The sequence below is a fragment of the Pseudomonas benzopyrenica genome (assembly GCF_036884265.1).
Classification (GTDB): domain Bacteria; phylum Pseudomonadota; class Gammaproteobacteria; order Pseudomonadales; family Pseudomonadaceae; genus Chryseomonas; species Chryseomonas benzopyrenica.
The window spans coordinates 4786407-4811887 of record NZ_CP145723.1 but is presented as its reverse complement, the minus strand read 5'-3'; the positions used below and the strand labels follow the sequence as shown (position 1 = coordinate 4811887).

Below are 25481 nucleotides of genomic sequence, written 5' to 3'. Positions count from 1 at the left end.
GGCCGATCCCCATGGGATCGGCCCTTTTTCGTGGCGCCTGGAAACTAGCGCTGGGCGGTGGCCGGCGTCAGTTGCAGGCTCGGCAGCAGATAGTGACCGACGATGAACAGCGAGCCCTTGTCGCTCAGGTGGCCATCGTCGATCTGCAGCAGGGTACGGCCATCCGCGGCTTTTACCCGGCAGGCCTCCTCGACGCAAAGGCGTTGCACCAGGGAGATGTATTCCAGCCCCGCCGGGAGCTTGGCCTGGCGCATGGCCTGGTCGGTGGCGAGGACGTGGCGATCCAGGGCGGAGTCGGCGATGTGGTCGTCGGTGGAGCCCCAATGGCGGATGGCGATGACGCTGGGCAGCGACGGACTCCACTGGGGAACGGGGCCGAGCAGCACGATGCGCTTGACGCCATAGCTGTGCAGGCGCTCGGTGATGGCGTTCCAGTCGGTCTTTTCATGATCGGCCTTCTGCGCCATGACCACCACGTCCGGACGCAGGCGCTGGATGGCTTCCAGGGCGGTGCGGTTGGAGTAGTTGCAGGTCACCCGCGTCTCGGTCTGCCGACCCAGGTCGTCGGTGAGGCGTGGTTTGCAGCTCGCCGAGGCCACCTGGTAGTAGGGCAGGCCGGCCGGCAGCAGGCTGCGCAAGCCAAAGGACAGCGCCTGGGCATGGGAGTCGCCCCAGACGAAGAGGCCGCCCTTGCCCTGGGCATGGGTGCAGCTGGGATCGATGGCGTCCTGATGACGCTGGGTAAAGGCCGAATAGGCGTCGCACTTGAGCCAGTAGAGATCGTGGAGATTCTTCTGGCGATCCAGGTACTCCTGCACGAATTGCGCGCGATCCGACTGACTGATGCTGCGCAACGGCGTGATGGCGCCGTCGGTGGCGTTCACCGCGCCCGCACTGAGGAACAGGGTGGCGAGCAGGCCGGTGCCGGCGGCCAGGGCTGCACCGCTCTGGCCCTTCCGGCGCGAGGCCCGGGTTTCCACCAGGGTATAGGAGGCCCAGCCCAGGGCGAAGGAGGCGGCGATGCCCAGCAGCAGGTGCGGCGTCTGGTCGAGCAGGCCGGCATAGCTCATGAACACCACCACCGGCCAGTGCCAGAGGTAGAGCGAATAGGAGAGGGTGCCGGTCCATTGAGAGAAGCGGTTGCCGGTGACCAGCGAATCCTGGCGTGCGGCCAGGATGATGGCGGCGGTGCCGAGCACCGGGATCAGCGCCAAGTAGCCTGGCCAGACATCGCCTTCGGCGAGCGTCAGGAAACCCACCGCCAGGGCGATCAGCCCCGCGCCTTCCAGCAGCCGGCGCGAGCGAGCGGCGAGCTGCAGCGGGAAGAGATAGGCGGCGCCACCTACCATCAGCTCCCAGGCGCGGGTCGGCAGCAGATAGAAAGCCGCTTCCGGCCAAAGCAGCGAGGCGGTGACGGCGAAGGCGAAGCCGACCGCCGTGGCGAGCAGGATCAGCACCCGCAGGGTCTTGAGCGATACCACCTTGGACAGCAGCACCAGCACCAGCGGATAGATCAGGTAGAACTGCCATTCCACCGACAGCGACCAGGTGTGCAGGAGCCACTTCTCATGGGCGGCTGCGGTGAAGTAGCCGGCTTCCTTCCAGTAGACCAGGTTGGAGACGAAGCCCAGGCTGCTCGCCACGTGCTTGCCCAGTTCGCCATAGGCGTTGGGCAGCAGGAAGAACCAGCCGGCGATCAGCAGTACGGCGCAGAGCACCGCCAGCGCCGGCACGATGCGGCGGACGCGGGACAGATAGAAGGCGGACAGGCGGAAGCGCTGCTGTTCGAGGGCGCGAAAGATGATCCCGGTGATCAGGAAGCCGGAGATGACGAAGAAGACGTCGACCCCGGCGAAACCGCCCGGTAGCCAGTCGGCATTGAAGTGGAAGAGGACGACGGCGATCACGGCGATCGCGCGCAGCCCATTGATGTCTTTCCTGAAGTCCATGAGCGGCATCCGGGCGGCAAGGGGAAGGCGGGAGAGGGGCGTCGGGCTAGGCGTGGGGGGCCAGGGTTTCCGGTGCCGGGCGGACCAGGTGCAGGCCGGGATCGGTCTTGGGCTTGAGCAGCAGATAGCCCAGGGTGATACCGATGAAGAGGTTGGCCACGCCGATCTCGAAGAGGTCGGTGGTCCAGCCGATCAGGCAGAGGCAGAAGGCGATGGCCAGCAGGGTGTGGCTTTCGCGATCGCGGCTCAGGTGCAGGCGGATGAACAGCGGGAGTTGCAGGCAGTAGAGGGCGATGCCGACCACGCCGAACACGCACCAGAGATAGACCACGCTGCTGTCGCAGTTGACCATCAGGTCCATGCCCGGCACGGGGAAGGCGGCCATGGTGCTGCCGAACATGCCGAAGCCCGCACCAGTCAGGGTCCAGCCGGGCTCGCTCATGACCTCCACGACGTTGGGCCAGGTGTTGACCAGACGGTCGTAGAAGGAGGCCAGGCCGCTGTCGCTGGTGACCACGTGGGGATCGAAGTCGCGGATCAGGCTGAGGATCGGCAGCAGCAGGCCACCGACCACGCCGAGCAGCAGCAACAGGTAGGTGGACCACTGGAAGCGGCGGCCCAGCATCAGCACCAGGGTGAAGGCGAAGGCGGCGGCGGGGGCCTTGCTGGTGGTCAGCAGGATGCCGAAGAGACCGGTCAGGGCCATCAGCAGCCAGAGCGTGTAGGAGCGCGCGAAGTAGGAGAGATAGAGGCAGTAGACGGCGATCAGGGCGGCCAGCACGTTGGACACGCGGGCGAAGCCGGCGATGCGGTCGGCCTCGCCCGCCATCCAGTTGGTGTTGCCGGCGATGTCGTTGCCACCCAGGGTGTAGCTGTAGCCCTTCCAGGGGACCGAGGTGTACTTGTCCAGCAGGATGCCGATGAGCGAGGCGATCAGCAGGCCCAGGACCACCCGGCCGAGCAGGCGCCGCTGTTCCAGCAACTCACGGCCGCAGAGCAGGCCGAACAGCAGCGGGCTGTAGACGAACAGCGAGAAGAAGACGTTGTTGATGCTGGCGCCGTGCAGCAGGGCCAGGGCCGCATAGGCCGGGATGCTGAGCAGGGCCACCCAGAGGATGCGCGGCAGCTTGGCGGTGGCCAGTTGCAGGGCGAAGAGCGCCAGGCAGGCAATCTTGGGGAGGTAGATCAGCGCCGAGGCGCCGGCCATGTCGAGGTAATAGCGCAGGGCGCCGGAAAAGGTCTCGACGAACAGCAGCGAGATGGCGGTCCAGACCGCGAGGGTCGAGTAGCGCCAGGACAAAGCCTGCTGGAACGCCGATTGCGGGGGGGCGACTACGGCCGACATGATCATCATCCCTGTGTTGATGCCGAAACAGCCGGCCATGGGTGGCCCGCTGCGCTGACGTGAAAAGCGCGAAAGGGGTAACCAGCACGAGGGTTCGCCACCTTGGCGTGGTCCCTGGGCTGGATGAGGTCTGCCAGCGAAAGGCAGGCACGCTACCGCCCATGGCGGTCAGGAACGGCCACGGACGACAGGTAAAGAAAGCAAGACGCGGGGGATGATAGCGGAGGGCTTCCGGCGCCTGTCAAACGACGACAGACCGACCGGAAATCCTCAACGCGGATATCAGAAGCAGGCCACAAAAAGCCCGTTAATTAACCATCCGCCAGGTCAGGGGATAGCGGTAGTCGCGGCCCTGATTCGCCTTGATACCGGCGATCACCGTCAGCACGAAGGCCACGCAGGCCACCAGCAGCATCAGCGGAAAGCCGATCAGCACCCACACCAGCAGCCAGCAGATCATGTGCAGCAGGGTGACGGTGAGCTGGAAGTTCAGCGCCTCCTTGCCCTGGCGGTCGATGAAGGGATCGTCCTCGCGCTTGAACTGCCAGACCACCAGCGGACCTATGACGTTACCGATGAAGGGCACCACGAAGCCCAGGAAGGCGGCGTAGTGGCAGAGCATGGCCCAGCGCCGGGCTTCGGCGCTGGGGGCGGGGACGAGATCGTGCATGGCTTGACCCTTTTCGTTACTCGCCGCGCAGGGCGGCTTGCTGGAGCTCGAACAGGTCGCGCAGACCGCCTTGGGCCAGTTCGAGCATGGCGTTGAGTTCGGCCGGCTGGAAGGGCGCACCCTCGGCGGTGCCCTGGACTTCGATGAAACCGCCGGCATCGGTCATGATCACGTTGAGATCGGTCTCGGCGGCGGAGTCTTCCAGGTAGTCCAGGTCGAGCACCGGGGTGCCCTGGTAGATGCCCACGGAGATGGCGGCCACCATCTGCTTGAGCGGATTGCCCTTGAGGTTGCCGCGGCGCTTGAGCGCGCCCAGGGCATCGACCAGGGCGACGCAGGCACCGGTCACCGAGGCGGTGCGGGTGCCGCCATCGGCCTGGATCACGTCGCAGTCGATGTAGATGGTGTTCTCACCCAGCTTGGACAGGTCGACGGCGGCGCGCAGCGAACGACCGATCAGCCGCTGGATTTCCAGGGTGCGACCACCCTGCTTGCCCTTGGCGGCTTCACGCTGATTCCGCTCGCCGGTAGCGCGGGGCAGCATGCCGTATTCGGCGGTGAGCCAGCCCTGGCCCTTGCCCTTGAGAAAGCGCGGCACCCCGGCCTCGACGCTGGCGGTGCAGATCACCTTGGTATCGCCGAATTCCACCAGAACCGAACCCTCGGCGTGCTTGGTGTACTGACGGGTGATGCGGATGGGGCGCAGCTGATCGGCGGCGCGGCCACTGGGACGCTTCATTGCGGGCTTCCTGTAAGGCATGAGTATCAGGTCCATAGTATAGAGAGCGTCCGGCTCATGCGACACGGATGCATTGGGTCGCTCCGATCAGGTGCGCTAGAATCGTGCGTTTTACATGCGTGGGCGCTCTGGATCGCCCCAGATCCACGCATCGTCAGACGAGGATCCTGCCATGGTGCACAGCATGACGGCGTTCGCCCGGGTCGAGCGGCCGGGGCCCCAGGGCACCCTGAGCTGGGAGCTGCGCTCGGTCAATCACCGCTACCTGGAGCCGCACCTGCGGCTGCCGGAGACCTTTCGCGAGCTCGAATCCGGTGTGCGCGAGGCGCTGCGCCGGCGGTTGTCGCGGGGCAAGGTGGAGTGCGTGTTGCGCGAGGCGCGCGACGAAGACGCGGTCCTGCGCGTAGACGCCCGCCGGGCCGCGCAACTGGTGGCGGCCGCTGAAGATGTCGCGGCGCTGATCGCCCGGCCGGCCAAGCTCGATCCCCTGGCCGTGCTGGCCTGGCCGGGGGTGCTGGCAGGCGCCGAGGTGGATGACGCCGAACTCGGGGCCCAGACCCTGGCGCTGTTCGAGGCGGCCCTGGATGAATTGCTCGAAGGCCGGCAGCGCGAGGGACGCGAACTGGCGCGCCTGATCGAGGAGCGGCTGGTCCAGGTGCTGGCGGAGGTGACGACGCTCAGGACGCTGCTGCCCGAGCTGCTGGCCCTGCAGCGCCGGCGTATCCTCGAGCGCTGCGCCGAGGCGGGCGTCGAATTCGAACCGGCGCGACTGGAGCAGGAACTGGTGCTGCTGGCGCAAAAGAGCGACGTGGCCGAGGAGCTGGATCGCCTGGAGACCCATGTGGCCGAGGTACGGCGGGTCCTGGCGGGCAGTGGCGCGGCTGGTCGGCGGCTGGATTTCCTCATGCAGGAACTCAATCGCGAGGCCAACACCCTGGGCTCCAAGGCCATCGACGCCCGCGCCTCCCAGGCGGCCATCAATCTCAAGGTGCTCATCGAACAGATGCGTGAGCAAGTGCAGAACATCGAATAGGCGAACCTCCATGACAGCCCTTCCCGGCACCCTCTATATCGTTTCCGCGCCCTCCGGCGCTGGCAAGACCAGCCTGGTCAAGGCCCTGCTGGACGCCCTGCCCGACATCCGCGTGTCGGTCTCCCACACCACCCGCGCCATGCGCCCAGGCGAAACCGACGGGGTGAACTACCACTTCGTCGATTGCGCGACCTTTACCAACCTGCTCGAGCACGGCGATTTTCTCGAACACGCCGAGGTGTTCGGCAACTATTACGGGACCTCCCAGGCCGCCCTGGAGCGTGACCTCGCCGAGGGTCACGACCTGATCCTGGAGATCGACTGGCAGGGCGCCCAGCAGGTCCGTCGCAAGCTGCCCCACGCCCAGTCGATCTTCATCCTGCCGCCCAGCCAGGCGGCGCTGCGCCAACGTCTGGACAATCGCGGCCAGGACAGCGCCGAGATCATCGAGCGGCGCATGCGCGAGGCGGTCAGCGAGATGAGCCACTATGTCGAGTACGACTACCTGATCATCAACGATGACTTCGCCAGTGCCCTGGAAGACCTCAAGTCGATCTTCCGCACCCGCCAGCTGCGCCTGGATCGCCAGCAGCGTCGGCATGACGACCTGCTGGTGGATCTGCTGGGCTGAGTGCGAGGATGAAGTTGTGAGATACCGAACCCGACCAGGCGCCTGACCGAGTACTCATCAGATGGTCGTCGAGAATGAAGAGTTTGATCGAAAGTCCCTGCGTAAGGTTCAGGGTAAACAAGCTGCTTGGACCGAAGTCGCGGTCGATTGCGTTGCCTTTGCCAATAGCGCAGGTGGTCGTCTCCTCATTGGGATAGAGGACTCTTGTGATCTGCCGCCAGCCGAGCAACGCATAGCTCCGGTCTTACTCGATCAAATTAGAAAACGCATCCAAGAGCTGACGGTGAACGTAGCTGTGGTTCCGCGGCTGGTTGTGGCAGAAAACCAGGGTGAGTACATCGAACTCAATATCGCCAGATCCTTTGGTATCGCGTCGACGACCGATGGGCGCTATTTCATGCGGGTGGGTGATTCCTGTGTTCCCATTGTGGGAGACCAGGTACTGCAACTGCTCAATGATAGGCCTACGCTGCCTTGGGAAACCCTGACGCATTTGAGGGTTTCTAGAAGAGAGATTGATCCACTGCAGGTCGCTTTCATAGTCGGTGGTCTACGCCGTTCTGATCGAGTGAAGTCAGGGCTTAAGGAAAAATCCGACAGTGAACTGTTGGAACACTACGGACTGGTCGATGGGGACTACCTGACCAACTTGGGTGTGTTGTTTTTAGGGCATGCACGAGATCGAGCAAAATTGGGTAGCGCGCCTCTCGTGCAAGTGCTCAAGTACGACGAGCTGGGAAATAAGATTAATAAATGGCACTGGTCCGATTATCACTCTAATCCAATAGAGCTGGTAGAAGCTATTTGGCGAGAAGTGCCTGATTTCCGAGAGAGCTATGAGCTGCCCGATGGTCTCTATCGTCAGCATGTGCCTGCCTTCGATGAGCGAGTCGTTCGCGAACTGCTCGTTAATGCCTTGGTCCATAGACCTTATACACAGCGTGGCGATCTATATTTGAATCTCTATCCGGACAGGCTGGAGGTGGTTAATCCAGGGCGTCTACCTCTAGGTGTTACACCTGCTAACATCCTTCATGCCAGCAGGCGTCGTAATGATCGGATGGCAGTGCTTTTCCATGACTTGCAATTGATGGAAAAAGAGGGTACAGGGTTTGATCTTATTTACGATGTGCAGTTGTCCAATGGTCGTCCAGCACCTGAGCTGTATGAAAGGGTAGATGCTGTTTGTGTAATCATACGACGCCGTATTGTTCGTCCGGAAATGATAGGTTTGCTAAAAACGCTTGACGAGCGCTTTATGCTGACGAGACGCGAGCGCATCACTCTCGGACTATTGGCGCAACACGAAGGGCTTACCTCTATCGAATTAGCGGCTTCTCTCGAATTGTCAGCGACAGATGAACTAAAGCCTTGGATAGGCCGTCTGCGAGACTTGGGACTTGTTGAGGAGACGGGGCGGACAAAAGCGAAACGCTATTATGTGTCGCCTACCTGGCTGCGCGGTAGCGGTCTAGAGGGTGTTACTACTCTGACTCGTATAGAACCCCATCGATTGAGAGCGCTCCTCATTGAGGATCTCGGACGTTATCCGGGCTCTTCGTCCTCTGAAATCAATCAGCGTATTAGCGTTGAAATCTCTGATCGGACAGTCAAGCGAGCGCTTGATGAGCTTATCCAGCAGTCACAGGTGCGTTTCGAAGGCGAGCGTCGCTGGCGTCGATACTGGCTAGGTGAGTCGTCCTAAAGGACAAATGTCTGGGAATGGAGCGTTGGATTTGGCAGCTGTCTCTTAGGATCTTGCACCACACCCCGATTTACCTGGTTTTGATAAAGGACAGCGAGTCACTTGCATCGCGGCCTGTCCGATAGTCGGCCCAGGCCCTGCTCGTAGCCAGACCTGGGCCTGACTACGAGCCTTGGTTTGCCCAGTGCTCTATTCCTACAGCTTGATCCAGGTCGCCTTGAGCTCGGTGTACTTGTCGAAGGCGTGCAGGGACTTGTCGCGACCGTTGCCGGACTGCTTGAAGCCGCCGAAGGGGGCGGTCATGTCGCCGCCGTCGTACTGGTTGACCCAGACACTGCCGGCGCGCAGGGCGCGGGCGGTCTTGTGGGCCTTGGAGATGTCGCGGGTCCAGACCGCGGCGGCCAGGCCGTATTGGGTGTCGTTGGCGATCTGTACGGCTTCCTCGGCGGTGTCGAAGGTGATCACCGAGAGCACCGGACCAAAGATCTCTTCGCGGGCGATCTTCATGGCGTTGCTCACGCCGTCGAAGATGGTCGGCTCGACATAGACGCCACCGGTCTCTTCCAGGGTGCGCTTGCCACCGGCGACCAGGGTGGCGCCTTCGGCATGGCCGGCTTCGATGTAGCGCAGCACGGTGTCCAGCTGGGTGGTGTCCACCAGGGCGCCGACGTTGGTCTCGGGGTCCAGCGCATGGCCGGGCTTCCAGCCCTTGAGGGCCTCGATCACCAGCGGCAGGAATTGGTCCTTGATGGAACGCTCCACCAGCAGGCGCGAACCGGCGGTGCAGACCTCGCCCTGGTTGAAGGCAATGCCGCTGGCGGCGGCCGCGGCGGCGTCCTTGAGGTCGGGGGCATCGGCGAAGACGATGTTGGGGCTCTTGCCGCCGGCTTCCAGCCAGACGCGCTTCATGTTGGATTCGCCGGAGTAGGCCAGCAGCTGCTTGGCGACCCGGGTGGAACCGGTGAAGACGATGGTGTCGACGTCCGCATGCAGGCCCAGGGCCTTACCGACGGTATGGCCGTAACCCGGCAGCACGTTGAACACCCCGGCCGGGATGCCCGCCTGCTGGGCCAACTGGGCGACGCGGATGGCGGTCAGCGGCGACTTCTCCGAGGGCTTGAGCACCACCGAGTTGCCGGTGGCCAGCGCCGGGCCGAGTTTCCAGCAGGCCATCATCAGCGGGAAATTCCAGGGCACCACGGCGGCGACCACGCCGACCGGCTCGCGGGTGACCAGGCCGAGCTGGTCATGGGGCGTGGGGGCGACCTCGTCGTAGAGCTTGTCGATGGCCTCGGCGCTCCAGCGGATGGCATTGGCCGAGGCCGGCACGTCGATGGTGAGGGCGTCGGCGATGGGCTTGCCCATGTCCAGGGTTTCCAGCAGCGCCAGCTCTTCGGCGTTGGCCAGCAGCAGGTCGGCGAAGCGGATCAGCACGCGCTTGCGCTGGGCCGGCGCCAGGTGCGCCCAGGTACCCTTCTGGAAGGCGGCGCGGGCGGCGGCCACGGCGCGATCGGCATCGGCGGCGTCACAGCTGGCGACCTTGGCGAGGAAACGTCCGTCCACCGGACTCAGGCAGTCGAAGGTAGCGCCGGCGGTGGCGTCGACATAGGCGCCGTCGATGAAGGCGCGACCTTCCAGGGTGAGACCTTGGAAGCGCTGCTCCCACTCGGCGCGGCTGGGCAAGCTCATGGGTGACTCCTCGCTAATGGCGGTGAGCAGCCACCCTAAACCGGCCCGGAAGGGTTATCAATATATTTGACAGTCGGCCGCCAAAAGCGTGGAAACGTGCGTTTTATCGAACGCTGCGCTGGCGTTGGCGACTCAGGGTCAGGGCCGGGCGGGCCGTGGTCAGGGCGCCACGCCGTTGCCGCGGCTGAAAGCACTGCTGGGTGAGCGGCGCCTCGACGCTGGCGTCCAGGTCATCCAGCCAGCCGTCCACGGCGTCTTCCAGGGCTGCGACGGTGAGCTGGCCCAGCACCTGGTGGGCGATGAGATTGCCCAGGCTGGGCGTGGCCGGCGCGCTGGCGGCGCCCCACCAGGCGGCGAGGCGTGCCTGGAGGCCTTCGAGCAGGCGATGGAGGCGATAGGCGGCCGCGAGCAGCGCCAGGCTGGCGGAGGGTGCCTGGGCCAGCGCCGCCGGGGCGAAGCCGGCCAGGGCGCGTTCCAGCACCCCGGTCAGGGGCGCCTCGAAGGCCACCGCCCGCGCCTGCAGCAGCAGGGCTTCAAGGGCATCGGGCACCTTGTCGACATAGGCGCTGGCGAAGCGCTCCAGGGCCGGGCCGCGGGTGGCGTCGGCGCTGGCGGTACGTGCCGCCTGATCGGCAAAGGTGCGGCTGGCCTCGCCACTGTCCCGAGCGCGCACCTGGGTGGTCTGGATCACGAGGCGCAAGGCGGCGGTATTCATGGCAGGGTCCTGCAGGGATGAGCTGTGTTGGACGCCTCCAGAGGAGGCGGGTCACACCGTTCGTCCGGTGCCGACGGCCTTTAGTGCCGGAGCATGAAGGTGTCGTATTCCAGGTCGTCCAGCACCCGGTCCAAGCGGTGCAGACCCAGCAGCACGCAACAGGCCAGGGAGGCGGTGAAGCCATAGCCGAAGAAGCTCGGACCCAGCTCGATGCTGAGCAGGGTCAGCGCCAGGTTGAGGCCGAGAAACAGGGTGCAGAGCATCAGCACGGTGTCGCGCCGGTCCAGGTAGAAGAAGACGTTGAGCAGCGCCATGAACACCACCTGGATGCTCACCCCCACCACGTCGATGTAGAACAGCGGCAGGTAGTAGTGCGACATGCCGAGCCAGGCCAGCAGCTGGGGCGCCAGGAGGAACACCAGCACCAGGGTCAGGCCCTGGACCTTGCAGATCTCCAGCAGGCCCTGGCGGATGGCCAGGATCATCTGCTCCTTGAGCTGGCTGATGTGCTGCAGGGTCTCGCCGCCGCGCACGGCGTTGAACACCCGCTCGTACCACTCGGCGAAGTCGGTCTCGATGCGCACCAGGAACACCGCCATGCCGGGGATGATGGCCAGGTAGGCGAGAAAGATCGGCAGGTCGTAGAGGATGGAGGCGCGCAGGGGACCGATGACGGCATCGGAGGTCAGCGGATTGAACCAGAAGACGAATTTGTCGACCCAGATGCCCAGGTTGTAGAACAGCCCGGTGACCAGCAGGCTTATGAAGATCTGCTTGCGGTCGAGGAAGTCGAAGGCCACCAGGCGATCGGCCGGGTACTCGCGGATGATGTCGTAGAGAAACATGAACAGCAGCGCGGCGTGACCCAGCAGCAGGGCCATCAGCAGGCCGTCCATGCCCAGGAAGCGCAGCACGAAGGCGGCGGCGATCATGATGGCGTAGCCCAGGGTCATCACCACCAGGATGCGGTTGTAGGCCTTCATCCCGGACAGGAAGATGATCACCAGCCAGAGATCGCAGAGGGTGACGAAGTTGGCCAGCACCAGCAGCCGGTAGGCGAAGGGCTGGTCGAACAGGGTGGCCAGGAGCAGGAAGCCCAGGCCGCCGGCCACCAGGGTCACCAGCAGCAGGATGCCCACCAGGTTGGGCAGGATGCTGGTCTGCTTCTCTTCGAACAGTCGATCCGAGACGAAGCGGGTGAAATACAGCTGCAGACCGCCAGTGAGGATCAGCGAACTGGCCATGAGGTAGGTCACCGTGACCAGGAACTGGCGGATCAGCACGCTGGGGGTGACGATGCCGGTGGCCAGCACGCCGATCAGCATGACGCTGATGATCGACAGTACCCAGGGGCCCGAACTGATCAGGCCGGCGTAGACATAGGCGCGCAGGGTGGCGGTGTAGGAGTCGCGCGCGAGGATCTTGCGCAGTTCGAAGCCGATGCCGGCCATGTCAGACGACCCTCCCGATGGCGTCCTGGTAGAGCTCGCGATAGCGTTCCAGCATCAGCGGCTCGGTGTAGTAGCGATTGACCCGGGCCAGCCCGGTGCGCTGCGCGGCCTGCCAGCGACCGGGATTGCGCAGCAGGGCGAGGATGGCGCGGGCGGTGGCCTGGGGATCGGCGATGGCGACCACGCTGCCGCCGGTGCCCAGGGCGCGGTCCTCGGGGAGCGAACCCTCGATCAGCTCGCGGCAGGAACCCACGTCGCTGCTCACCACCGGCACGCCGGCGGCCCAGCCTTCGAGGATCACCAGCGGCTGGGCCTCGCTGATGGAGGTCAGCACCATGAGGCCGAGCTTGGGCAGGATGTCACCGATCTTCTGGAAGCCAAGGAATTTCACCTTGCCCTCCAGGCCCAGGCTGGTGACCAGGCTGTGGCATTCGGCGGCGTATTCCTCGTCTTCGTCCTCGGGACCGACCACCCAGGCCTCGGCCTCGGGCATGGCGCTGATCACCCCGCGCATGGCACGGATGAAGGTCTTGACGTCCTTGATCGGCACCACCCGACCCAGCAGCCCCACCACCGGCGGCACGCCTTCGGGGCGCCGCTCCAGGGCGTCCTGCCACTGGGTGAGGCTGATGCCGTTGGGGATCACCCGGCAGCGTGCGGGATCTGCGCCGTCCTGGATCTGCCGGCGGCGGTTGCCGTCATAGAGCGAGATGATCGGATCGGCGGCCTTGTAGGTGAGCAGACCGATGCGCTCGAAGAAGCGGATCCACAGCCGGCGAATATAGCTGACGTCCACGTCCAGCCCGGTGCGCAGGGCCTCGTCCGGGCCTTCGGCGATCCACTTGGCCTGGGCCAGGTCGATCTTGCGCTCCTTGGTGTAGATGCCGTGCTCGCTGAGCAGGAAGTTGCAGCCCCAACGGCGCTGCAGGATGGCGCCGAGCATGCCGGCATAGCCGGTGGAGATGGAGTGGATCATCCGCGGTCGCGGCAGGCGCCGCGCGGCCTCGGCCAGCATCAGCAGCGGCGCCTGCATGGCGCGCAAGGTCCAGAGGTAGTCGACGAATGAAGGGTCGGTGCAATAGCGCTCGTAGCCCTCGGTGATGGCTTCCCAGCTGGCGCGGCTGTACATGAAGTCGTCCAGGGTCACCTTGCCTTCGGCGAAGGCGTCCACCAGGGCATCGCCCTGGGCGGCGCTGGGTTCGTCGGGGTGGTGCAGGAAGGCGTGCAGGTCGCGCAGCAGCTGCACCGGCGCCTGGCGCCGCGGGCTGATGGGCGCTGCCTTGGGCACCCAGGAGCCGGCGAGGAAGTGCTCCTCGATGTGCACCACGTTGGGCGGGATGGCGTAGTGGCGCTTCTCGTAGTTCTCGCGCTGGCCACCGATGAAGAACACCGAGAAGGTCAGCTCCGGCAGGCCGAGGATCAGCTGGTTGACCCAGCTCGACACTCCGCCGCGGACATAGGGCCAGGTCCCCTCCAAGAGCAGGCAGACATCAGGCGTGACGGTCGCGGCAGGGGCGTCTTTCATAACCAGTACTTCACCAGGGCGGCGAACGGCGGCCGCTTCTTCAGATCCGCCGGCAGGCTGTCGAGCAGTGCCGGGATGACCGCGTAATCGCGGCGCAGAAAGGCGATTTCGGCGCGGAAGGGCGCCAGTTGGGCCAGGGGTACGCCCGCCGCTTCGGCGGCCTGGAAGAATTCCAGGGCCCGTTCCGGCTCGCCCTGTTCCAGGGCGATGCGCCCGGCGAGGATGCGCAATTCTTCGTTTTCCTCACCGGCCAGGGCCAGTTCGATGTGTTCCCGCGCCTGACCCAGCACGTGGCGCAGGACGCTGCCCTGGGCCAGGCCCAGGTAGGCCAGCTCCCAGTAGCCACGGGCCAGGGTGCCGTGCAGCGCCGGCTGGCGCTCCGCAGCCGTGCTGGCCAGTTCGCCGAGCTGGGTCTCGATGCGCTGGTTGATCTGGCTTTCCTGCTGGTCGAGCATCGAATAGGCGAGCAGCCGGACGTCGTCGGCCGGATCGCGCAGGGCCAGCTTGAGGATGGGGATGGCATCGCGTCCGGGCATGCGCCGGGTGGCGAAGAGCGCGGTCAGGCGCTTGTCGGTGCTGGGCGCATGGCGCAACACGTCCTGCAGGCCGCCGTCGCTGAACAGCATCTCCTCGCGCCGCTCCAGTGGGCGGAACGGCAGATTGGGCACGCTGCGCGCCTCCCAGGCGATCTCGCGGTGCTTGCGCGGCAGATAGAGTGCCGGAAACACCGCGGCGATCACCCCGACTGCGCCCAGCAGCGGAATGAAGAAGGCCAGGGCAAACAGAAACAGCGGACTCCAGGGCAGTGGCCGCTGGTAGCGTCGCGGCAGCAACAGCCAGGCACCGCCCGCCAGCAGGGCGCTGCCGGCGGCATGAGCGGTGGCGAAGGCCAGGGCCGCCGCCGCCACCGGCAGGTTGGCGAACAGCAGCGCCCAGCTGCTGGCCTCGAAGGCGAAGGCGCCGCTAAACAGCCACTTGCTGTTCATGCAGACCACACTCGTTGAACAGGAAGACGCGCAGCTCCTGGGCGCGGGTCTTGGGCAGCAGCTCGTGCTCGTGGCTGCGCACGCCCAGGCTTTCCAGGGTGCTGTCCTGGCCATGGCGCTCGGCCAGCAGCTGACGCAGCCGGCGGCGGTAGCCTTCCAGGCCGTCGGAGGAGGTCAGCGGCAAGAGCACCAGCAGGCAGGGGTGGCCGGCCTGATTGGTCAGGCGCAGTTGCAGGTCGAGACCGCGGCGGCTGCCTTCCAGCAGCGCCAGGGCGCGCTCGCCACCGTCGGCCTCGGTCATCTCGAAGCAGAACAGGCAGGCGGGCAGGGCGTGCTGCTGGGCATCGCGCAGCGAGCGCTTGAGGTGCTGGGAGAATTGCTGGGCGTCATCGTCGGCCAGGGCCAGCGCCTGGGGATCGCTGCCGAGCAGGTCGGCGATGTGGCCAGCGAGGATGGTCAGCAGATTGAGGGTGCGCTCGTTGAAGGAAAAGAACGGCATCTGCTCGATGGCCAGCACCGCCAGCAGGCGCTCCTCGGTATCCAGCAGCGGCACGCAGGCCTGCAGCGCCGAATGCTGGGTCTCGCCGCGCTCCAGCAGCGCCTGGCGGATGCTCAGGGTCTCGCCGCGCTCCAGGGTCAGGCGCACCAGCAGGTCGTCGGGATCGATGCCAGGCATCTCGCCCTGGCTGGCGAGGGCGCGACGATCCACCCGGCCATTGGCGTCGACCCGGTAGAGGCCCGCCACGCGCAGCGAACCGTACTGGGTCAACAGGCCGACGATGGGCTCGGCGAGGGCCTGCAGGGCATCCTGCTCGCGGGGCACCTCGCGCAGCTGGCGCCGCAGGTCCAGCAGCGAGCTGCGCAGGCTGAGGTCGTTGCCGGCGACGCGCTGTTCCAGGCGATCGTGGGAGATGCGCAGGAGGTGGTGGGCGCGGGTGAATTCGTCCAGACGCAGCTGGCGATAGTCGTTGGCTAGGTCCAGGCGTTCCAGGCGGCGATCCCAGAGATCGCGGAATTCGCCCACCAGCATGGCGCTGAGCAGCACGCCGACGATAAAGGACGGCGGGATCTCTTCGTAGGCCGGATAGCCCTGGCGATGCAGATAGAGCAGCGCCACCACTAGCAAGCCGGCACTTACCAGGCCGCGCATGAAGCCATAGCGCACCCCCATGAGGATGGGTGCGAACACCACCCAGGGAAAGGCCAGGCCGACCATCAGGGGGTCTTCCGGTACCAGCCAGAAGCCCAGGCCCAGGGCGGCCGCCGTGACCAGCAGGGTCTCCAGCCAGGACAGGCGGCCACTGGCGCGGGGCGCCAGGGTGTAGTCCTTGTGGACGGATTGCAGGGCCATCAGCGCAACTGCAGCTCTTGCGCGGTGCCGCGCAGGACCTTTTGCGCGGTGGCCGCCAGGCTCTCGCGCGACCAGCCGGAACGGGCGCCGCTGTTGCTCCAGACCACCCGGCCGCTGGCCGGCTCGACCACCTGCAGGGTCACGCCCACCGCCGGCTCGCCGTCCAGACCGTTCTTGTACTGCCACTCGTCCACGCTGCCGGTGAGCACATATTGCAGATTCTGCTGCCGCGCCCAGTCCAGGGCCGCGCGCTGGCGGGCCTTCTCGTCGTCGCTGGGATTGCCGCCCTGGCTGTCGTCGTAGACCTGCGGGCGGATGCCGCGCTCGCCGAGCACGCTGACCAGGATCTGCGCCGCCCGGTCGCCGGCCATGGGCGCCTGGGCATAGTTGGCCAGGGGCACCAGGCCCCAGCGCGCATCCTTGGGCAGGGCCTCGCCGCTGGGACGGGTAAAGCTCGAGCAGCCGGCCAGGAGCACGGTGGCGACACTGGCGACGAGCAGACGCGTGATGTTCATGAGGTCTCTCCCTTGAAACGGCCTAGCGACCGATTCGATTGCTGTATTGAATGCCCAGGGTGCTGCCGGCCTGACCGCCGCTGCCCTGGGGCGCGGACTGGTAGCCGGCGGTGAACGCCAGTTCGTCGTCGCCGAGCACTGCCATGCCCAGGCCGACATTCAAACCGTAGTTGAATTCGCGCTCGGTCCACTGCCAGCCGACCAGGGTATCCACCAACCAGCTGTACTGGGGATGGGTGCGGTTGAGCGAACCGGGAATGCCACGCCGCCAGCTGCTGCCGACATAGAGCTGGCCATAGCGATCCTGCAAGAGCTGGGTGCCGCCCAGGGCCTCCAGGTCGGCCACGGTGACCTCGCCGTTCTCGCCACTGCCGGCCAGGGGCTGCAAATAACGGGTGACGCTGGCGGGCAGGGTGCTGCGCGCCTTGTTCTGCTGGTAGGTGATGCCGCTGCGCACCTGCCAAGTCGGGCCTTCGAAGAAGATCATATGGCTCAGCTCCAGGTTGAAGGCGAAGCCGCTGCCCAGGGCATCGCCGTCGCGACTGGAATAGCGATTGTGCGCCGCCCGCCAGCTCAGCTGGTCGCGTGGCGTGAGGTTGTGGCGACCGGCCAGGCTGACGCTGTCGCGCCGGCCCAGGGCGCGCAGATAGCCGCTTTCGTCGGGTTGTCGGTGCCAGTCCAGGGCCGCTTCGATCTCGGTGTTGCCATCAATACGCCAGGTGCGGGCGACGCCGAGGCCCAGGCGATTGCTGTCCGACCGCTGACTGGCGTCCACGGTGGTTTCCAGACCGCCGTCGGCCAGATTCTTCAGCACTTTGAGCAGCATCTGGTGCTCGTTGCCCAGGGCATCGGACTTGAGGCCGTCGCTTTCCACGCGATTCTGCTTGAACTGGACATCGGCGTAGACGTCATCGCTGAGTCGCCGGGCGGCGCGTACCTCGGTGCCCTGCTCGATCAGACCGCCATAGTCACGGCGCTCCCAGCCGGCCTGGACGCCGTTGGGGGTGCGTTCGGCCTGCTCGGTGGCCTGGCGCAGCAACTGTCGCTGGATGACCTCCGGCGGCTCGTCGCCGGCCGCCGTCAGGGCTGCGGCCTGGGCGTCACCGGCATGGCCGAGGCGCTGCAGCACCTCGACGCGCTGGGCCGGATCCAGATCGCCGGCCGCCAGCAACTTCTCCAGCTCGCCGCGATTCTGCCGGCGCAGGACCTCCTGCAACTGCTCGTACTGGCGCACCTTCAGGCCACGGCTCTTGGCCCAGGCCAGCCATTCGCTCTTGAGGCCGTCGTCGTTGTTCTGACTGAGGGCGTCGAGCCACTGGTCGAACCAGAGCTGCAGCATGCTCGGCGAGCCGTCCTGCCAGGCGCGCGCCTGGGCCAGCGCCGCCTGGGGGCCGCGCAGGCTGGCGAGCAGCCGCAGGTAGGTGGCATAGCGCTCGGGGGTGGCCGGCACCTCGTCGTTGGCCAGGTGCGGCGTGACCGCCTTGCGCAGTCGCAGCGCCGCGTCCTGGTGACCGGCGGCGTCCAGGGCATCGGCGTAGGCGGCCTGCACCAGCCAGTCCTGGGGGTGGGCGTCCAGGTAGCGGCGATACCAGCCGAGCGCCTCTTCCGCCTGGCCCAGCAGCACCAGGCCGCTGCCGAAGGGTAGCCAGAGCACGTCGCTGTCGCGGGCCCGGCCCTTCCAGTCGCGCAGCAGCGTCGCCAGCTCGGTCTGGCGATTCTGGTCGATGAGCAGCCACAGCAGCCGCTCGCGGAAGCGGTCGTCGTCCGGGAAGCGCTGCAAGGCCTTTCGATAGCCTTCTTCGGCCTGGACGACGCGACCACGCTGGAAGTCCAGCCCCGACCGCGCCAGCCAGACGGCGGGATTGTCGGCCGATGCCGGTTCGCGGGCGGCGCTGGCCAGCAGCCGCTCCAGTGCGGTGGCATCCTTGAGTTGCTCGGCCCATTGCAGGGCTTCGGTCAGGCGCCGCTGGTCCTTGCGCTTCTCCCAGCTCTGTTCCAGCAGCGCCAGCGCCTTGCGCGGTGCCGTGCGCCGGTACAACTCCAGCAGCCGATCCTCGTCGTTGGCCGTCAGCCCCTTGCTGCTGGTGGCCAGGCGTTCGAAGGCCACCTGGGCGTCCGCGTCGCGCTCCAGTTCCCAGGCCAGTTCCGCGCGCTGCCGCCAGTAGTCGTCGCGCTGGCGCTGCTTGGCCGGGACCCGTTCGAGTACCGCCCAGGCCTCTTCGGGCTTGAACAGGGTCCACAGGGTGTCGGCCCAGGCCAGGTACTCCTCGGTGGTCAGCGGGAAGCGCTTGCCGAAGGCGGCCCAGCCTTCGGCTTCGGCCTCGCCCTGCTCGGTGCGGGCCAGCAACTGTTGCAACCGTTCCCACACCAGGCGCTGCTTCGGTTGGCGCTTGATGTAGCCGCGCAGCCAGCGTTCTTCCGCCTCGGGATCACCCAGGGACTCGTAGGCGAAGATCAGGGCATCCAGTTCGGTCTTGTCCAGCTGGCGCTCGTGGGACACCCGACCGAGCAGTTCGACCACGGCATCGAAGCGAAAGGCCCGGGCGGCCAGCTTCCAGGCATGATCGCGACGGGCGGGGTCATCGTGGCGGGCGAGCAGGCGCAGCCAGAGGTCGAGTGCCTCGTCCACCTGTCCGGTCCATTCACCCAACTGGGCGAGCTCCGCGAGCAGTGGCTCATCGTCAGGACGCAGCGCCAGCAGTTGATGACCTTCCTCCCAGGCGCGTTCGGTGTCACCGCGCGCCAGGGCCAGCCGGTAGGCGGCCTCCAGGGCGGCCGGATCGTCCGGTTGCCACTCGCGCCAGCGTTCGATCAGGCGCTGGGCCAGATCCAGGCGTCCGCTGCCCTGGGCCGCGGCGACTCCGGCCTGCAGCCAGGCCAGACCACGGGCATCGTGCTGCAGCCGGGGCAGTTCCTGTTCCAGCAGGGCGGCGGCTTCGGCGCCCTGGCCGGCGGCCAGCCAGGCATCGAAGGCCTGGTGCCGGTAGCCCTGGCGCTGCTCGGCCGAGTCGGCGAGATCGGCCAGGCGCAGATAGAGGCGGGCGGCTTCCTGCTGACGACCGCTCGCCAGACTCCAGCGCGCCGCCTGTTCCAGCCATTGCTGGCGTCGGGGTGGATCGCGGCGCGCCAGTTCGACGAAACGCTCTGCCGCGGTGGCTGGATCGGCCAGTTGCAGGGCGCGCTCGGCCACCCGTTGCAGCTGGGGCATGCTCAGGGTCGCCACGTCGAGGGCGCTCAGCCGTTGCGCCAGGCGTTCGCGGTCGGCATCGGCCAGGCCCTGCGGCTGGGCTTCCGCCTGCAGGATGTCCAGTTCCAGGGCATAGAAGGGCGTCGACGCCAAGGGCTCCGGCAGCAGTTGCAGCTGACGCCGCGCCTCGTCGATGCGCCCCAGGGCGATCAACTGGTCGATCAGCTTCATGCGCAGCCCGGTATCGTCCGGGGTCGCCTTGAGCAGCACCTGGGCGTAGCTGATGGACACCTGGTCGGCCGGCTCTTCGCCCGGCAGGAACACCTGCTTGCCGTGAAAGGTCAGCACCAGTACCAGGGCGGTGAGGAGCGCGACCCCCAGCAGCGTCCAACCATTCAGGAGCCGGGTTTTCTTAGCCGCAGACGATCTCACCGTCACTCACTCGTGTTAGCGGAAGTTTGAACGTCCAGAGCCCGGCCTGTCCCGGCTGGCCCTTGTAGCGCTCGCGCCCGACCCGCACCTCGCAGGCCGAAGCCGCTCTCAAGGTCAGCTCCAGCGGAAACTGCCCGGCGAAGGCGAAACGGATACGGCTCGGCGACAGGTACTCCCATTGCTGCAGCGGAATGTTGGCCTCTTCGAGGGCGGGGGTGGGATCGCGACTGTCGCGCAGCACCAGCTCGGCGCTCTCGCCGGCCAGGTGGACATAACGCCCCTGCGGCAGGTCGCGCACCCCGGCGATGCCCTTGGAGCGCTGCAGATCTGGCCAGCCCAGGCGCGGATCCAGGCGCAGGGTGCGCAAGCCATCGAGGGCCTTGATCGACCAGCTGCCGTCGTCTTCGCGGGCGAGACTGGCGGTATAGAAGCCGTGCAGTCGGCTCAGGTAATCGCTCATCCACAGCGACAGGGGACGCTCGGCGGCCATGCCCTGGTAGATCTCCTCCATGACCTTGAGCGAGGCCTGCTTGGTGCCCGAGTAGAAGTGATAGTAGAGATGCAGCCCACGCAGACGGCGGGGGTGCTCGGTTCGCTCGAAGGTATAGAGCAGGTCGCGAAAGCCGTAGTAAGGGCCGCGCCAGAGATTGGTGTAGACGTTCTCGTTGATGATGGGCGCGTAGAACTGCAGGCCGCCGGGAGTGGGGCGGATGAAGGGATAGAGGCCACTCACCGAGGGTTGTGAACGGGTGATATGGGAGTTGCCGCCATTCACGTTGAGCAGGCCGTTGTCGTAGGCGAGCTTGAGGGTGGCCGCATCGGGCTGGGCGTCACCGGACCAGAACACCATCTTCACCGGCTTTTGCGGGGTGGTCAGGCGCTCATTGATATAGCGGGTCGAACCCACGATCTCCCGGGTGAAATCCACCTTGTCGTAGCCGGGAATCTGCATCATGTAGCCGTACTGGGCTTCGAAGTTCTCGCTCTGCTCGGCCACCGCTGGTTGCCAGAAGAATGGATGGCTGAAGGTATGGGTGGCCACCTCCACCTTGGGATCGGCGAACAGCCGGCGGGCGATGGGCTCCAGCTGCGCGGTCAGCTCCGGATAGCGGCCCTTGGGCCCGACCTCGCCCTCGATGATCGACGCCGAGGTCAGAAAGGGATGCGGCTGGATGAACTGTTCCAGGACCACCTGGCCGGCATAGGGTGCGCCGGGTACTTCGGCCTTGGACACGAAGGCGTCGCCGTCGATATGCACGGTGGCGATGCGCCGACCGTTTTCCGTGGTCGGATCGGGTACCGGCAGGGGCGGCAGCTGCAGGCTCTTCGCCGTGAAGGCGAAGGGGTCGATGATCCAGCGACTGGCCTCGGGGCCGTCCTCCATGACGTAGGGGCTTAAGACGAAGCCGCCCCAGGGGGCCACACCCATGGGCACGAAGCTGCCATCCTGGCCCGTGAGGCTGACCACCGGCGTCGGCCCGCCTGGCAACGTCTGCACGGCCGGCAGGCCACGGGTGCGCAACTTGACCGGCGCCTCGAAGTTGCCGGCGAGGGCGGGGTCCGCCACCTTGAGGGTCAGGTTGTCGGGCAGTGGCTTGCGACTGACGCCAAGGCCCAGTCGCTTGAGCAGGGCCTCGTTGTCCAGCGGCAGGCCGCCGAGGATCAGCAAGGGCGTCTTTTCATCCAGGCGCTGGCCGATCCAGTCGCTGAAGGCTCGCGAATTGGGTGGCGGACCGCTGGTCATCCACACCACCACCCCGGCGTAGAGCGCGCCAGGCCAGGCCGTGGGCAGCGGTTTGGAGGCATCGAAATAGTCCAGCCGATAGCCCTGGTACTCCAGGGCACTGCCCAGGAAGCGGTGCACGGCCGACTGGCGCAAGGCGCCTTCGCGGCCATCGTAGAGCAGCGCCAACCGCCGCGGCTGCAGGGCCACCGAGCTGATGCCCAGGGTATTGAGATCGGGGGTGGTGATATAGGGCACATAGCCTTCGTCGCGCAGCCGCTTGGCCAGGCGCCGGGCTTCGTCACGCTGTTCCGGCGGCAGGTATTCGATGGCGATGACCGGGATGCCGGCACTGCGCGCCGCCTCGATCCGCGGCTTCAGCCATTCGCGATCTCCGGCGCTGACCGGTCGATAGGTTTTCTTGCCGGCATCCCAGCCCGCATAGATGGACTCCACCGCCATGGCGGCAGCCACGCCGGGCAGCTCGGGTTGCACCTCGAAGCCGCGATTGAAAAACAGTTTGAGCGATGGCTGACGACGGTGTAGTTCGGCCAGCAGGCTCTTCAGCGCCAGGCGCTGGGTTTCGCGCTGGTCTTCGGCCACCAGCTGGAAGCTGTCGAGGGTATCGAGGAACAGTCCGGTGTAACCGGCCTTGGCCAGTTGGGCGGCGCGTTCGAGCAGATGGGCCCGCCAGACCGGCGTGGCCAGATTCATCACCTGGCTGCCCCAGGCCTTGTTGGCCACCGGGCTGGCCCCCGCGCTGAGGCCGGCCTTCTCCAGCGCCGCCGCGTCGCCGGCGAATTCGCCGATGGACAGATAGGCGAAGGGCTGGGCACCGCCGTCGCGCAGGGCGCGGACATCGGCAGCACTGGCATGGCCGGGTTCGAGCACCACCCAGTCGAACTGGGCGAGTTCGGCCAGCGGCGGTTTTTCCGCGTACCAGAAGGCCACGCTGGCGGGCGCGGCCAGGGCCGTGCCCATGAAGGACAGATAGCCCAGCAGCCAGACCGTCAGCTTGCGCCACCCACCGAAGCGGGACCCTGCCCTTGTTGCCTTGCCTGACGCCACACCCAGTCCTTAAACGTACCCAACTTCGGTATCAGGTTAGCTACATTACGCAAAAGCGTGACGAAAAACTGCCCGTGCCAAGCCGAGCGGCAGCAATTATCAGGTTAATAGGTATCGAAATAATTGATGGCCGCCAGGCAAGCGCGTCTAGGCAGCGGCTTTCAAGTGTGGCGATGGGGAGAGGTGTAGCGCAGGAAGGCAGGAGGGGGTATAGCCGAATGTCAGGAGAATTGCCGTCATGCGCGGCGGTAACCGGCATGACGGCAAGCGAGCGCTGTTACTTGAAGCTGCTGTTCAGGCTGGCGCTGGAGGAGAGGACGTTGGTGGAGCCCAGCAGTTGGCTGACGAAGCGATTCCAACGGGTGATACCGGCCGGGCCGACGAAGACCACGTCCTGCGGCTGCAGATGGAAATTCTGCGCCAGCACGTAGGCGGTGGGGTTCTTGGCCGCCAGGTGGAAGACCTGGGCGGTGGCACCCGGAGCCTTCAGGTCTTCCGGGCCACGGATGACGTAGACGGCATCGGCGTTGGCGGTTTCCTGCTGGATGCCACCGGCCTGGCTCAGGGCTTCCATCAGGTTCAGGTTGGTGATCTTGTAGCTGACCGCGGACGGCGTGCGGACTTCACCGACCACGTAGACCTTGCGGGCGTCGTTGTAGGGCAGGTGGATGCTGTCACCGTCCTTGAGGTAGATGCCGTACAGCTTGGAATCCTTGCGGTTCAGGCTGTCGGTATCCAGGCGGTATTCCTTGCCGTCGCGCACCAGGGTCACGCCGGTCAGGTCGGCACCACCGGTGTTGGCCACGCCAACCTGGCCCAGGGCTTCCACCAGGGTGATGGGCTTGGTGGTCAGAGGAATGGCATCGCCCTTGTTCACGGCGCCGGAGATGGTGACCTTCTGGCTACCGAACTTCAGCACGCTGACGTCGACCTGGGGATTGTCGATGAAGGTGGCCAGACGACGGGAAATGTCGGTACGGATCTCTTCCAGGGTCTTGCCGGCGGCGCGCACGGTGCCGACGTAGGGATAGAAGAGGGTGCCATCCGGACGTACCAGGCGACCGTTGGCTTCCAGCTGCTGCTGGGCGCCGGACGGAGCGGTCAGTTCGGGGTGATCCCAGACGGTGATGTAGAGCAGGTCGCTCGCACCGACGCGGTAAGCCTGCGGCTTGTAGTCCAGCAGGGGCTTGAGGTCGGGAGCCTTGGTCAGGGCCGCGGAATCCTGACTCATCAGCAGCGAGCTGGTGATCGGGATCAGCTGGACCTTGGTGCCCTGGATGCTTGGATCGCTCTTGAGGTCGTCCTGGTCCAGGTACTGACCCGGGGAGTAGGCACAACCCTGCAGGACGATGCCAGACAGCAAGGCCAGAGCGGTAAATTTGGTTTTCATGTCATTCGTCCTTGATTGCTGATTGAGTGTGAGCAAGAGGAATAAATCGGAAGGTAGAAGCAACGAGCCGGTTATTCATGGTGTTCCTTCGCGAGACGAGGCACTTCTCGACAGTGGACCGGTTTCCATGCGGCTAGCCTGCCCAGCGTGCGAGAGAACTCGAGGTCTCAGCTTTTAGTTATACGAGCACCTGAGTCTGCTGGTCTAGGACTGGCCTTTAGCCATCGAGTTCAGCGCCCCCGGAGCGGAAAAAGGTGACGCCGTTCGAAATCTGTCACATCTCCCTCAACGAGGTCCTATGACCTGGCAGTCATGCCGGTTCAGGTGTTTTTCCAGCAGCGCCGTCTGGGGCTTTTCCACGCCGTTCTTCGGTTCGATGGCCAGGGGATAGTCGCCCCAGCCCGGACCGGCCGCCCAATAGGCGCTAGGTACGCACTGCTCGCCCAGATAGCTCAGCAGATTGTCCATGGCTTCCAGCCACTGTGGGTGTGCAGGTATCCCATATTCGCCAATGAAGCCGCGCAAATTGTGCTTTTTCAGCCACTCGATGAAGGGCCGGGTTCTTTCCACGCCGATCATGGGATGGACACCCTTGGTGCCGGAGGCATAGTTGCCGCTGGAGTCCTCGTCGAAGTAGATGTGGGCTTCGTAGATCAGGTTGTCCGCCGGATCCTTGATCAGCAGATCGCCGTTCGCCTGGGGCCAGCGCTGGGCGCTGGACCAGCTGTCACCGGCGATGAAGATCGGCGTCTTCATGTCGACGCTGCGGATGCTGTCCACCGCCGTCTGCGCGGCCTGGGGCCAGAGGCCTTGGGTGTCATGGGGTTCGTTCATGACGTCGTAACCGTACAGCGCCGGATGCTTCTGGAAGGTGGTGGCCAGGCGCTTCCAGGCATCGGCATAGCTGGCATAGGGCACCTGCGGCGAGCCGATCAGCTGACCGCGATAGCGCGCGTAGTTGTGCATGTCCAGGATCACCCGGATGCCGTACTTGTCGGCGAAATCCAGAGTGCGCTGCAGCAGGGCGACCTGGGCCTGGTCCAGCTCACCGCCCAGCTGGGGCTGCACCCGTTCCCAGAGGAAGGGGAAGCGGATGAAGCGGAAGCCCTTGGCCGCGTAGCGGCGGAAGTAATCCTCGGTGGGATAAAAGTAGTTGGTGCCTTCCACGCCGGGCAGGACCTGACCCGCGAAGCCGGCGGCCGACATGTTGATGCCGATCAGATCCACCTTGGCTGTCGCCGGCGCTGCCTGCGCCTGGCCATAAAGCGCCGCGGACAGTAATACGGTGGCCAGCAGGCCACCACCGATACGACGTTTCACTCGTGACACGGACAGCACCTCTCGTGTATTGCGGACGTTCGTCTAAGCAGAGCGCCC

18 protein-coding genes are annotated in these 25481 nt (G+C 65.7%); 3 read left to right on the top strand and 15 right to left on the bottom strand.

The features are described from left to right. Window positions 1-44 precede the first annotated feature (44 nt). The 4 genes from V6W80_RS22725 to rph form a co-directional block, all read right to left on the bottom strand. Complete coding sequence (locus V6W80_RS22725) at window positions 45-1949, bottom strand: acyltransferase family protein (protein ID WP_338545430.1); 1905 nt, start codon at window positions 1947-1949, stop codon at window positions 45-47. Window positions 1950-1995: 46 nt separating this feature from the next. Continuing rightward, window positions 1996-3294 (bottom strand): membrane protein, encoded by a 1299-nt coding sequence (locus V6W80_RS22720; protein WP_017639342.1) that lies wholly within the window; start codon window positions 3292-3294, stop codon window positions 1996-1998. Window positions 3295-3601: 307 nt separating this feature from the next. Then, on the bottom strand, window positions 3602-3964 hold the full coding sequence (locus V6W80_RS22715; RefSeq protein ID WP_017639343.1) for a DUF4870 domain-containing protein: 363 nt from the start codon (window positions 3962-3964) through the stop codon (window positions 3602-3604). 16 nt (window positions 3965-3980) lie between these two features. After that, window positions 3981-4703, bottom strand: a complete 723-nt coding sequence (gene rph, locus V6W80_RS22710) for a ribonuclease PH (RefSeq protein WP_017639344.1) — start codon at window positions 4701-4703, stop codon at window positions 3981-3983. Between the two features lie 172 nt (window positions 4704-4875). Between rph and V6W80_RS22705 the strand changes: the two genes are divergently transcribed. The 3 genes from V6W80_RS22705 (at window position 4876) to V6W80_RS22695 (ending at window position 8072) form a co-directional block, all read left to right on the top strand. Then, window positions 4876-5736, top strand: coding sequence for a YicC/YloC family endoribonuclease (locus tag V6W80_RS22705; protein WP_017639345.1), 861 nt, complete (start codon window positions 4876-4878; stop codon window positions 5734-5736). A 10-nt stretch (window positions 5737-5746) separates the two neighbouring features. Next, window positions 5747-6367: a guanylate kinase gene (gene gmk, locus V6W80_RS22700; RefSeq protein ID WP_017639346.1), complete on the top strand. Its 621-nt coding sequence runs from the start codon at window positions 5747-5749 to the stop codon at window positions 6365-6367. Between the two features lie 61 nt (window positions 6368-6428). Further along, window positions 6429-8072 (top strand): ATP-binding protein, encoded by a 1644-nt coding sequence (locus V6W80_RS22695; protein WP_338545429.1) that lies wholly within the window; start codon window positions 6429-6431, stop codon window positions 8070-8072. A 195-nt stretch (window positions 8073-8267) separates the two neighbouring features. On the opposite strand, the gene V6W80_RS22690 is transcribed toward V6W80_RS22695, so the two are convergent. From V6W80_RS22690 to V6W80_RS22640, 11 genes are all read right to left on the bottom strand, one after another. Continuing rightward, a complete protein-coding gene (locus V6W80_RS22690; RefSeq protein ID WP_338545428.1) occupies window positions 8268-9761 on the bottom strand; it encodes an aldehyde dehydrogenase in 1494 nt (497 codons plus the stop codon). Between the two features lie 103 nt (window positions 9762-9864). Continuing rightward, window positions 9865-10476 (bottom strand): hypothetical protein, encoded by a 612-nt coding sequence (locus V6W80_RS22685; protein WP_312379971.1) that lies wholly within the window; start codon window positions 10474-10476, stop codon window positions 9865-9867. An 80-nt stretch (window positions 10477-10556) separates the two neighbouring features. Beyond that, on the bottom strand, window positions 10557-11927 hold the full coding sequence (gene pelG / locus V6W80_RS22680; protein ID WP_338545427.1) for an exopolysaccharide Pel transporter PelG: 1371 nt from the start codon (window positions 11925-11927) through the stop codon (window positions 10557-10559). 1 nt (window position 11928) lies between these two features. Further along, on the bottom strand, window positions 11929-13452 hold the full coding sequence (gene pelF, locus V6W80_RS22675) for a GT4 family glycosyltransferase PelF (RefSeq protein WP_257705016.1): 1524 nt from the start codon (window positions 13450-13452) through the stop codon (window positions 11929-11931). Next, window positions 13449-14438 carry a HEAT repeat domain-containing protein gene (locus tag V6W80_RS22670; RefSeq protein WP_160922061.1) on the bottom strand — a complete coding sequence of 330 codons (990 nt, stop codon included), beginning with the start codon at window positions 14436-14438 and terminating at the stop codon, window positions 13449-13451. Before V6W80_RS22670 ends, pelF begins: the two co-directional genes overlap by 4 nt. Beyond that, entirely contained in the window at window positions 14416-15789 is a 1374-nt protein-coding gene (locus tag V6W80_RS22665) for a PelD GGDEF domain-containing protein (RefSeq protein WP_280309875.1), read from the bottom strand. The genes V6W80_RS22670 and V6W80_RS22665 overlap by 23 nt, the downstream gene beginning before the upstream one ends. Continuing rightward, window positions 15789-16304: a penicillin-binding protein activator LpoB gene (locus V6W80_RS22660; RefSeq protein ID WP_280309873.1), complete on the bottom strand. Its 516-nt coding sequence runs from the start codon at window positions 16302-16304 to the stop codon at window positions 15789-15791. The genes V6W80_RS22665 and V6W80_RS22660 overlap by 1 nt, the downstream gene beginning before the upstream one ends. Before the next feature lie 22 nt (window positions 16305-16326). Continuing rightward, complete coding sequence (locus V6W80_RS22655; RefSeq protein WP_338545425.1) at window positions 16327-19923, bottom strand: tetratricopeptide repeat protein; 3597 nt, start codon at window positions 19921-19923, stop codon at window positions 16327-16329. Next, window positions 19904-22627: a bifunctional glycoside hydrolase 114/ polysaccharide deacetylase family protein gene (locus tag V6W80_RS22650; protein ID WP_338547495.1), complete on the bottom strand. Its 2724-nt coding sequence runs from the start codon at window positions 22625-22627 to the stop codon at window positions 19904-19906. The genes V6W80_RS22655 and V6W80_RS22650 overlap by 20 nt, the downstream gene beginning before the upstream one ends. A gap of 364 nt (window positions 22628-22991) precedes the next feature. Continuing rightward, window positions 22992-24104, bottom strand: coding sequence for a polysaccharide biosynthesis/export family protein (locus tag V6W80_RS22645; protein ID WP_017639358.1), 1113 nt, complete (start codon window positions 24102-24104; stop codon window positions 22992-22994). A 285-nt stretch (window positions 24105-24389) separates the two neighbouring features. Beyond that, on the bottom strand, window positions 24390-25424 hold the full coding sequence (locus tag V6W80_RS22640) for a glycoside hydrolase family 5 protein (protein ID WP_017639359.1): 1035 nt from the start codon (window positions 25422-25424) through the stop codon (window positions 24390-24392). Window positions 25425-25481: the final 57 nt, after the last annotated feature.

Excerpts from the sequence above, each read along its gene's own strand:
- V6W80_RS22725 (WP_338545430.1), bottom strand. The coding sequence starts at position 1,949 with ATGGACTTCAGGAAAGACATCAATGGGCTGCGCGCGATCGCCGTGATC.
- V6W80_RS22720 (WP_017639342.1), bottom strand. The coding sequence starts at position 3,294 with ATGTCGGCCGTAGTCGCCCCCCCGCAATCGGCGTTCCAGCAGGCTTTG.
- V6W80_RS22715 (WP_017639343.1), bottom strand. The coding sequence starts at position 3,964 with ATGCACGATCTCGTCCCCGCCCCCAGCGCCGAAGCCCGGCGCTGGGCC.
- rph (WP_017639344.1), bottom strand. The coding sequence starts at position 4,703 with ATGAAGCGTCCCAGTGGCCGCGCCGCCGATCAGCTGCGCCCCATCCGC.
- V6W80_RS22705 (WP_017639345.1), top strand. The coding sequence starts at position 4,876 with ATGGTGCACAGCATGACGGCGTTCGCCCGGGTCGAGCGGCCGGGGCCC.
- gmk (WP_017639346.1), top strand. The coding sequence starts at position 5,747 with ATGACAGCCCTTCCCGGCACCCTCTATATCGTTTCCGCGCCCTCCGGC.
- V6W80_RS22695 (WP_338545429.1), top strand. The coding sequence starts at position 6,429 with ATGGTCGTCGAGAATGAAGAGTTTGATCGAAAGTCCCTGCGTAAGGTT.
- V6W80_RS22690 (WP_338545428.1), bottom strand. The coding sequence starts at position 9,761 with ATGAGCTTGCCCAGCCGCGCCGAGTGGGAGCAGCGCTTCCAAGGTCTC.
- V6W80_RS22685 (WP_312379971.1), bottom strand. The coding sequence starts at position 10,476 with ATGAATACCGCCGCCTTGCGCCTCGTGATCCAGACCACCCAGGTGCGC.
- pelG (WP_338545427.1), bottom strand. The coding sequence starts at position 11,927 with ATGGCCGGCATCGGCTTCGAACTGCGCAAGATCCTCGCGCGCGACTCC.
- pelF (WP_257705016.1), bottom strand. The coding sequence starts at position 13,452 with ATGAAAGACGCCCCTGCCGCGACCGTCACGCCTGATGTCTGCCTGCTC.
- V6W80_RS22670 (WP_160922061.1), bottom strand. The coding sequence starts at position 14,438 with ATGAACAGCAAGTGGCTGTTTAGCGGCGCCTTCGCCTTCGAGGCCAGC.
- V6W80_RS22665 (WP_280309875.1), bottom strand. The coding sequence starts at position 15,789 with ATGGCCCTGCAATCCGTCCACAAGGACTACACCCTGGCGCCCCGCGCC.
- V6W80_RS22660 (WP_280309873.1), bottom strand. The coding sequence starts at position 16,304 with ATGAACATCACGCGTCTGCTCGTCGCCAGTGTCGCCACCGTGCTCCTG.
- V6W80_RS22650 (WP_338547495.1), bottom strand. The coding sequence starts at position 22,627 with ATGGGCACGGCCCTGGCCGCGCCCGCCAGCGTGGCCTTCTGGTACGCG.
- V6W80_RS22645 (WP_017639358.1), bottom strand. The coding sequence starts at position 24,104 with ATGAAAACCAAATTTACCGCTCTGGCCTTGCTGTCTGGCATCGTCCTG.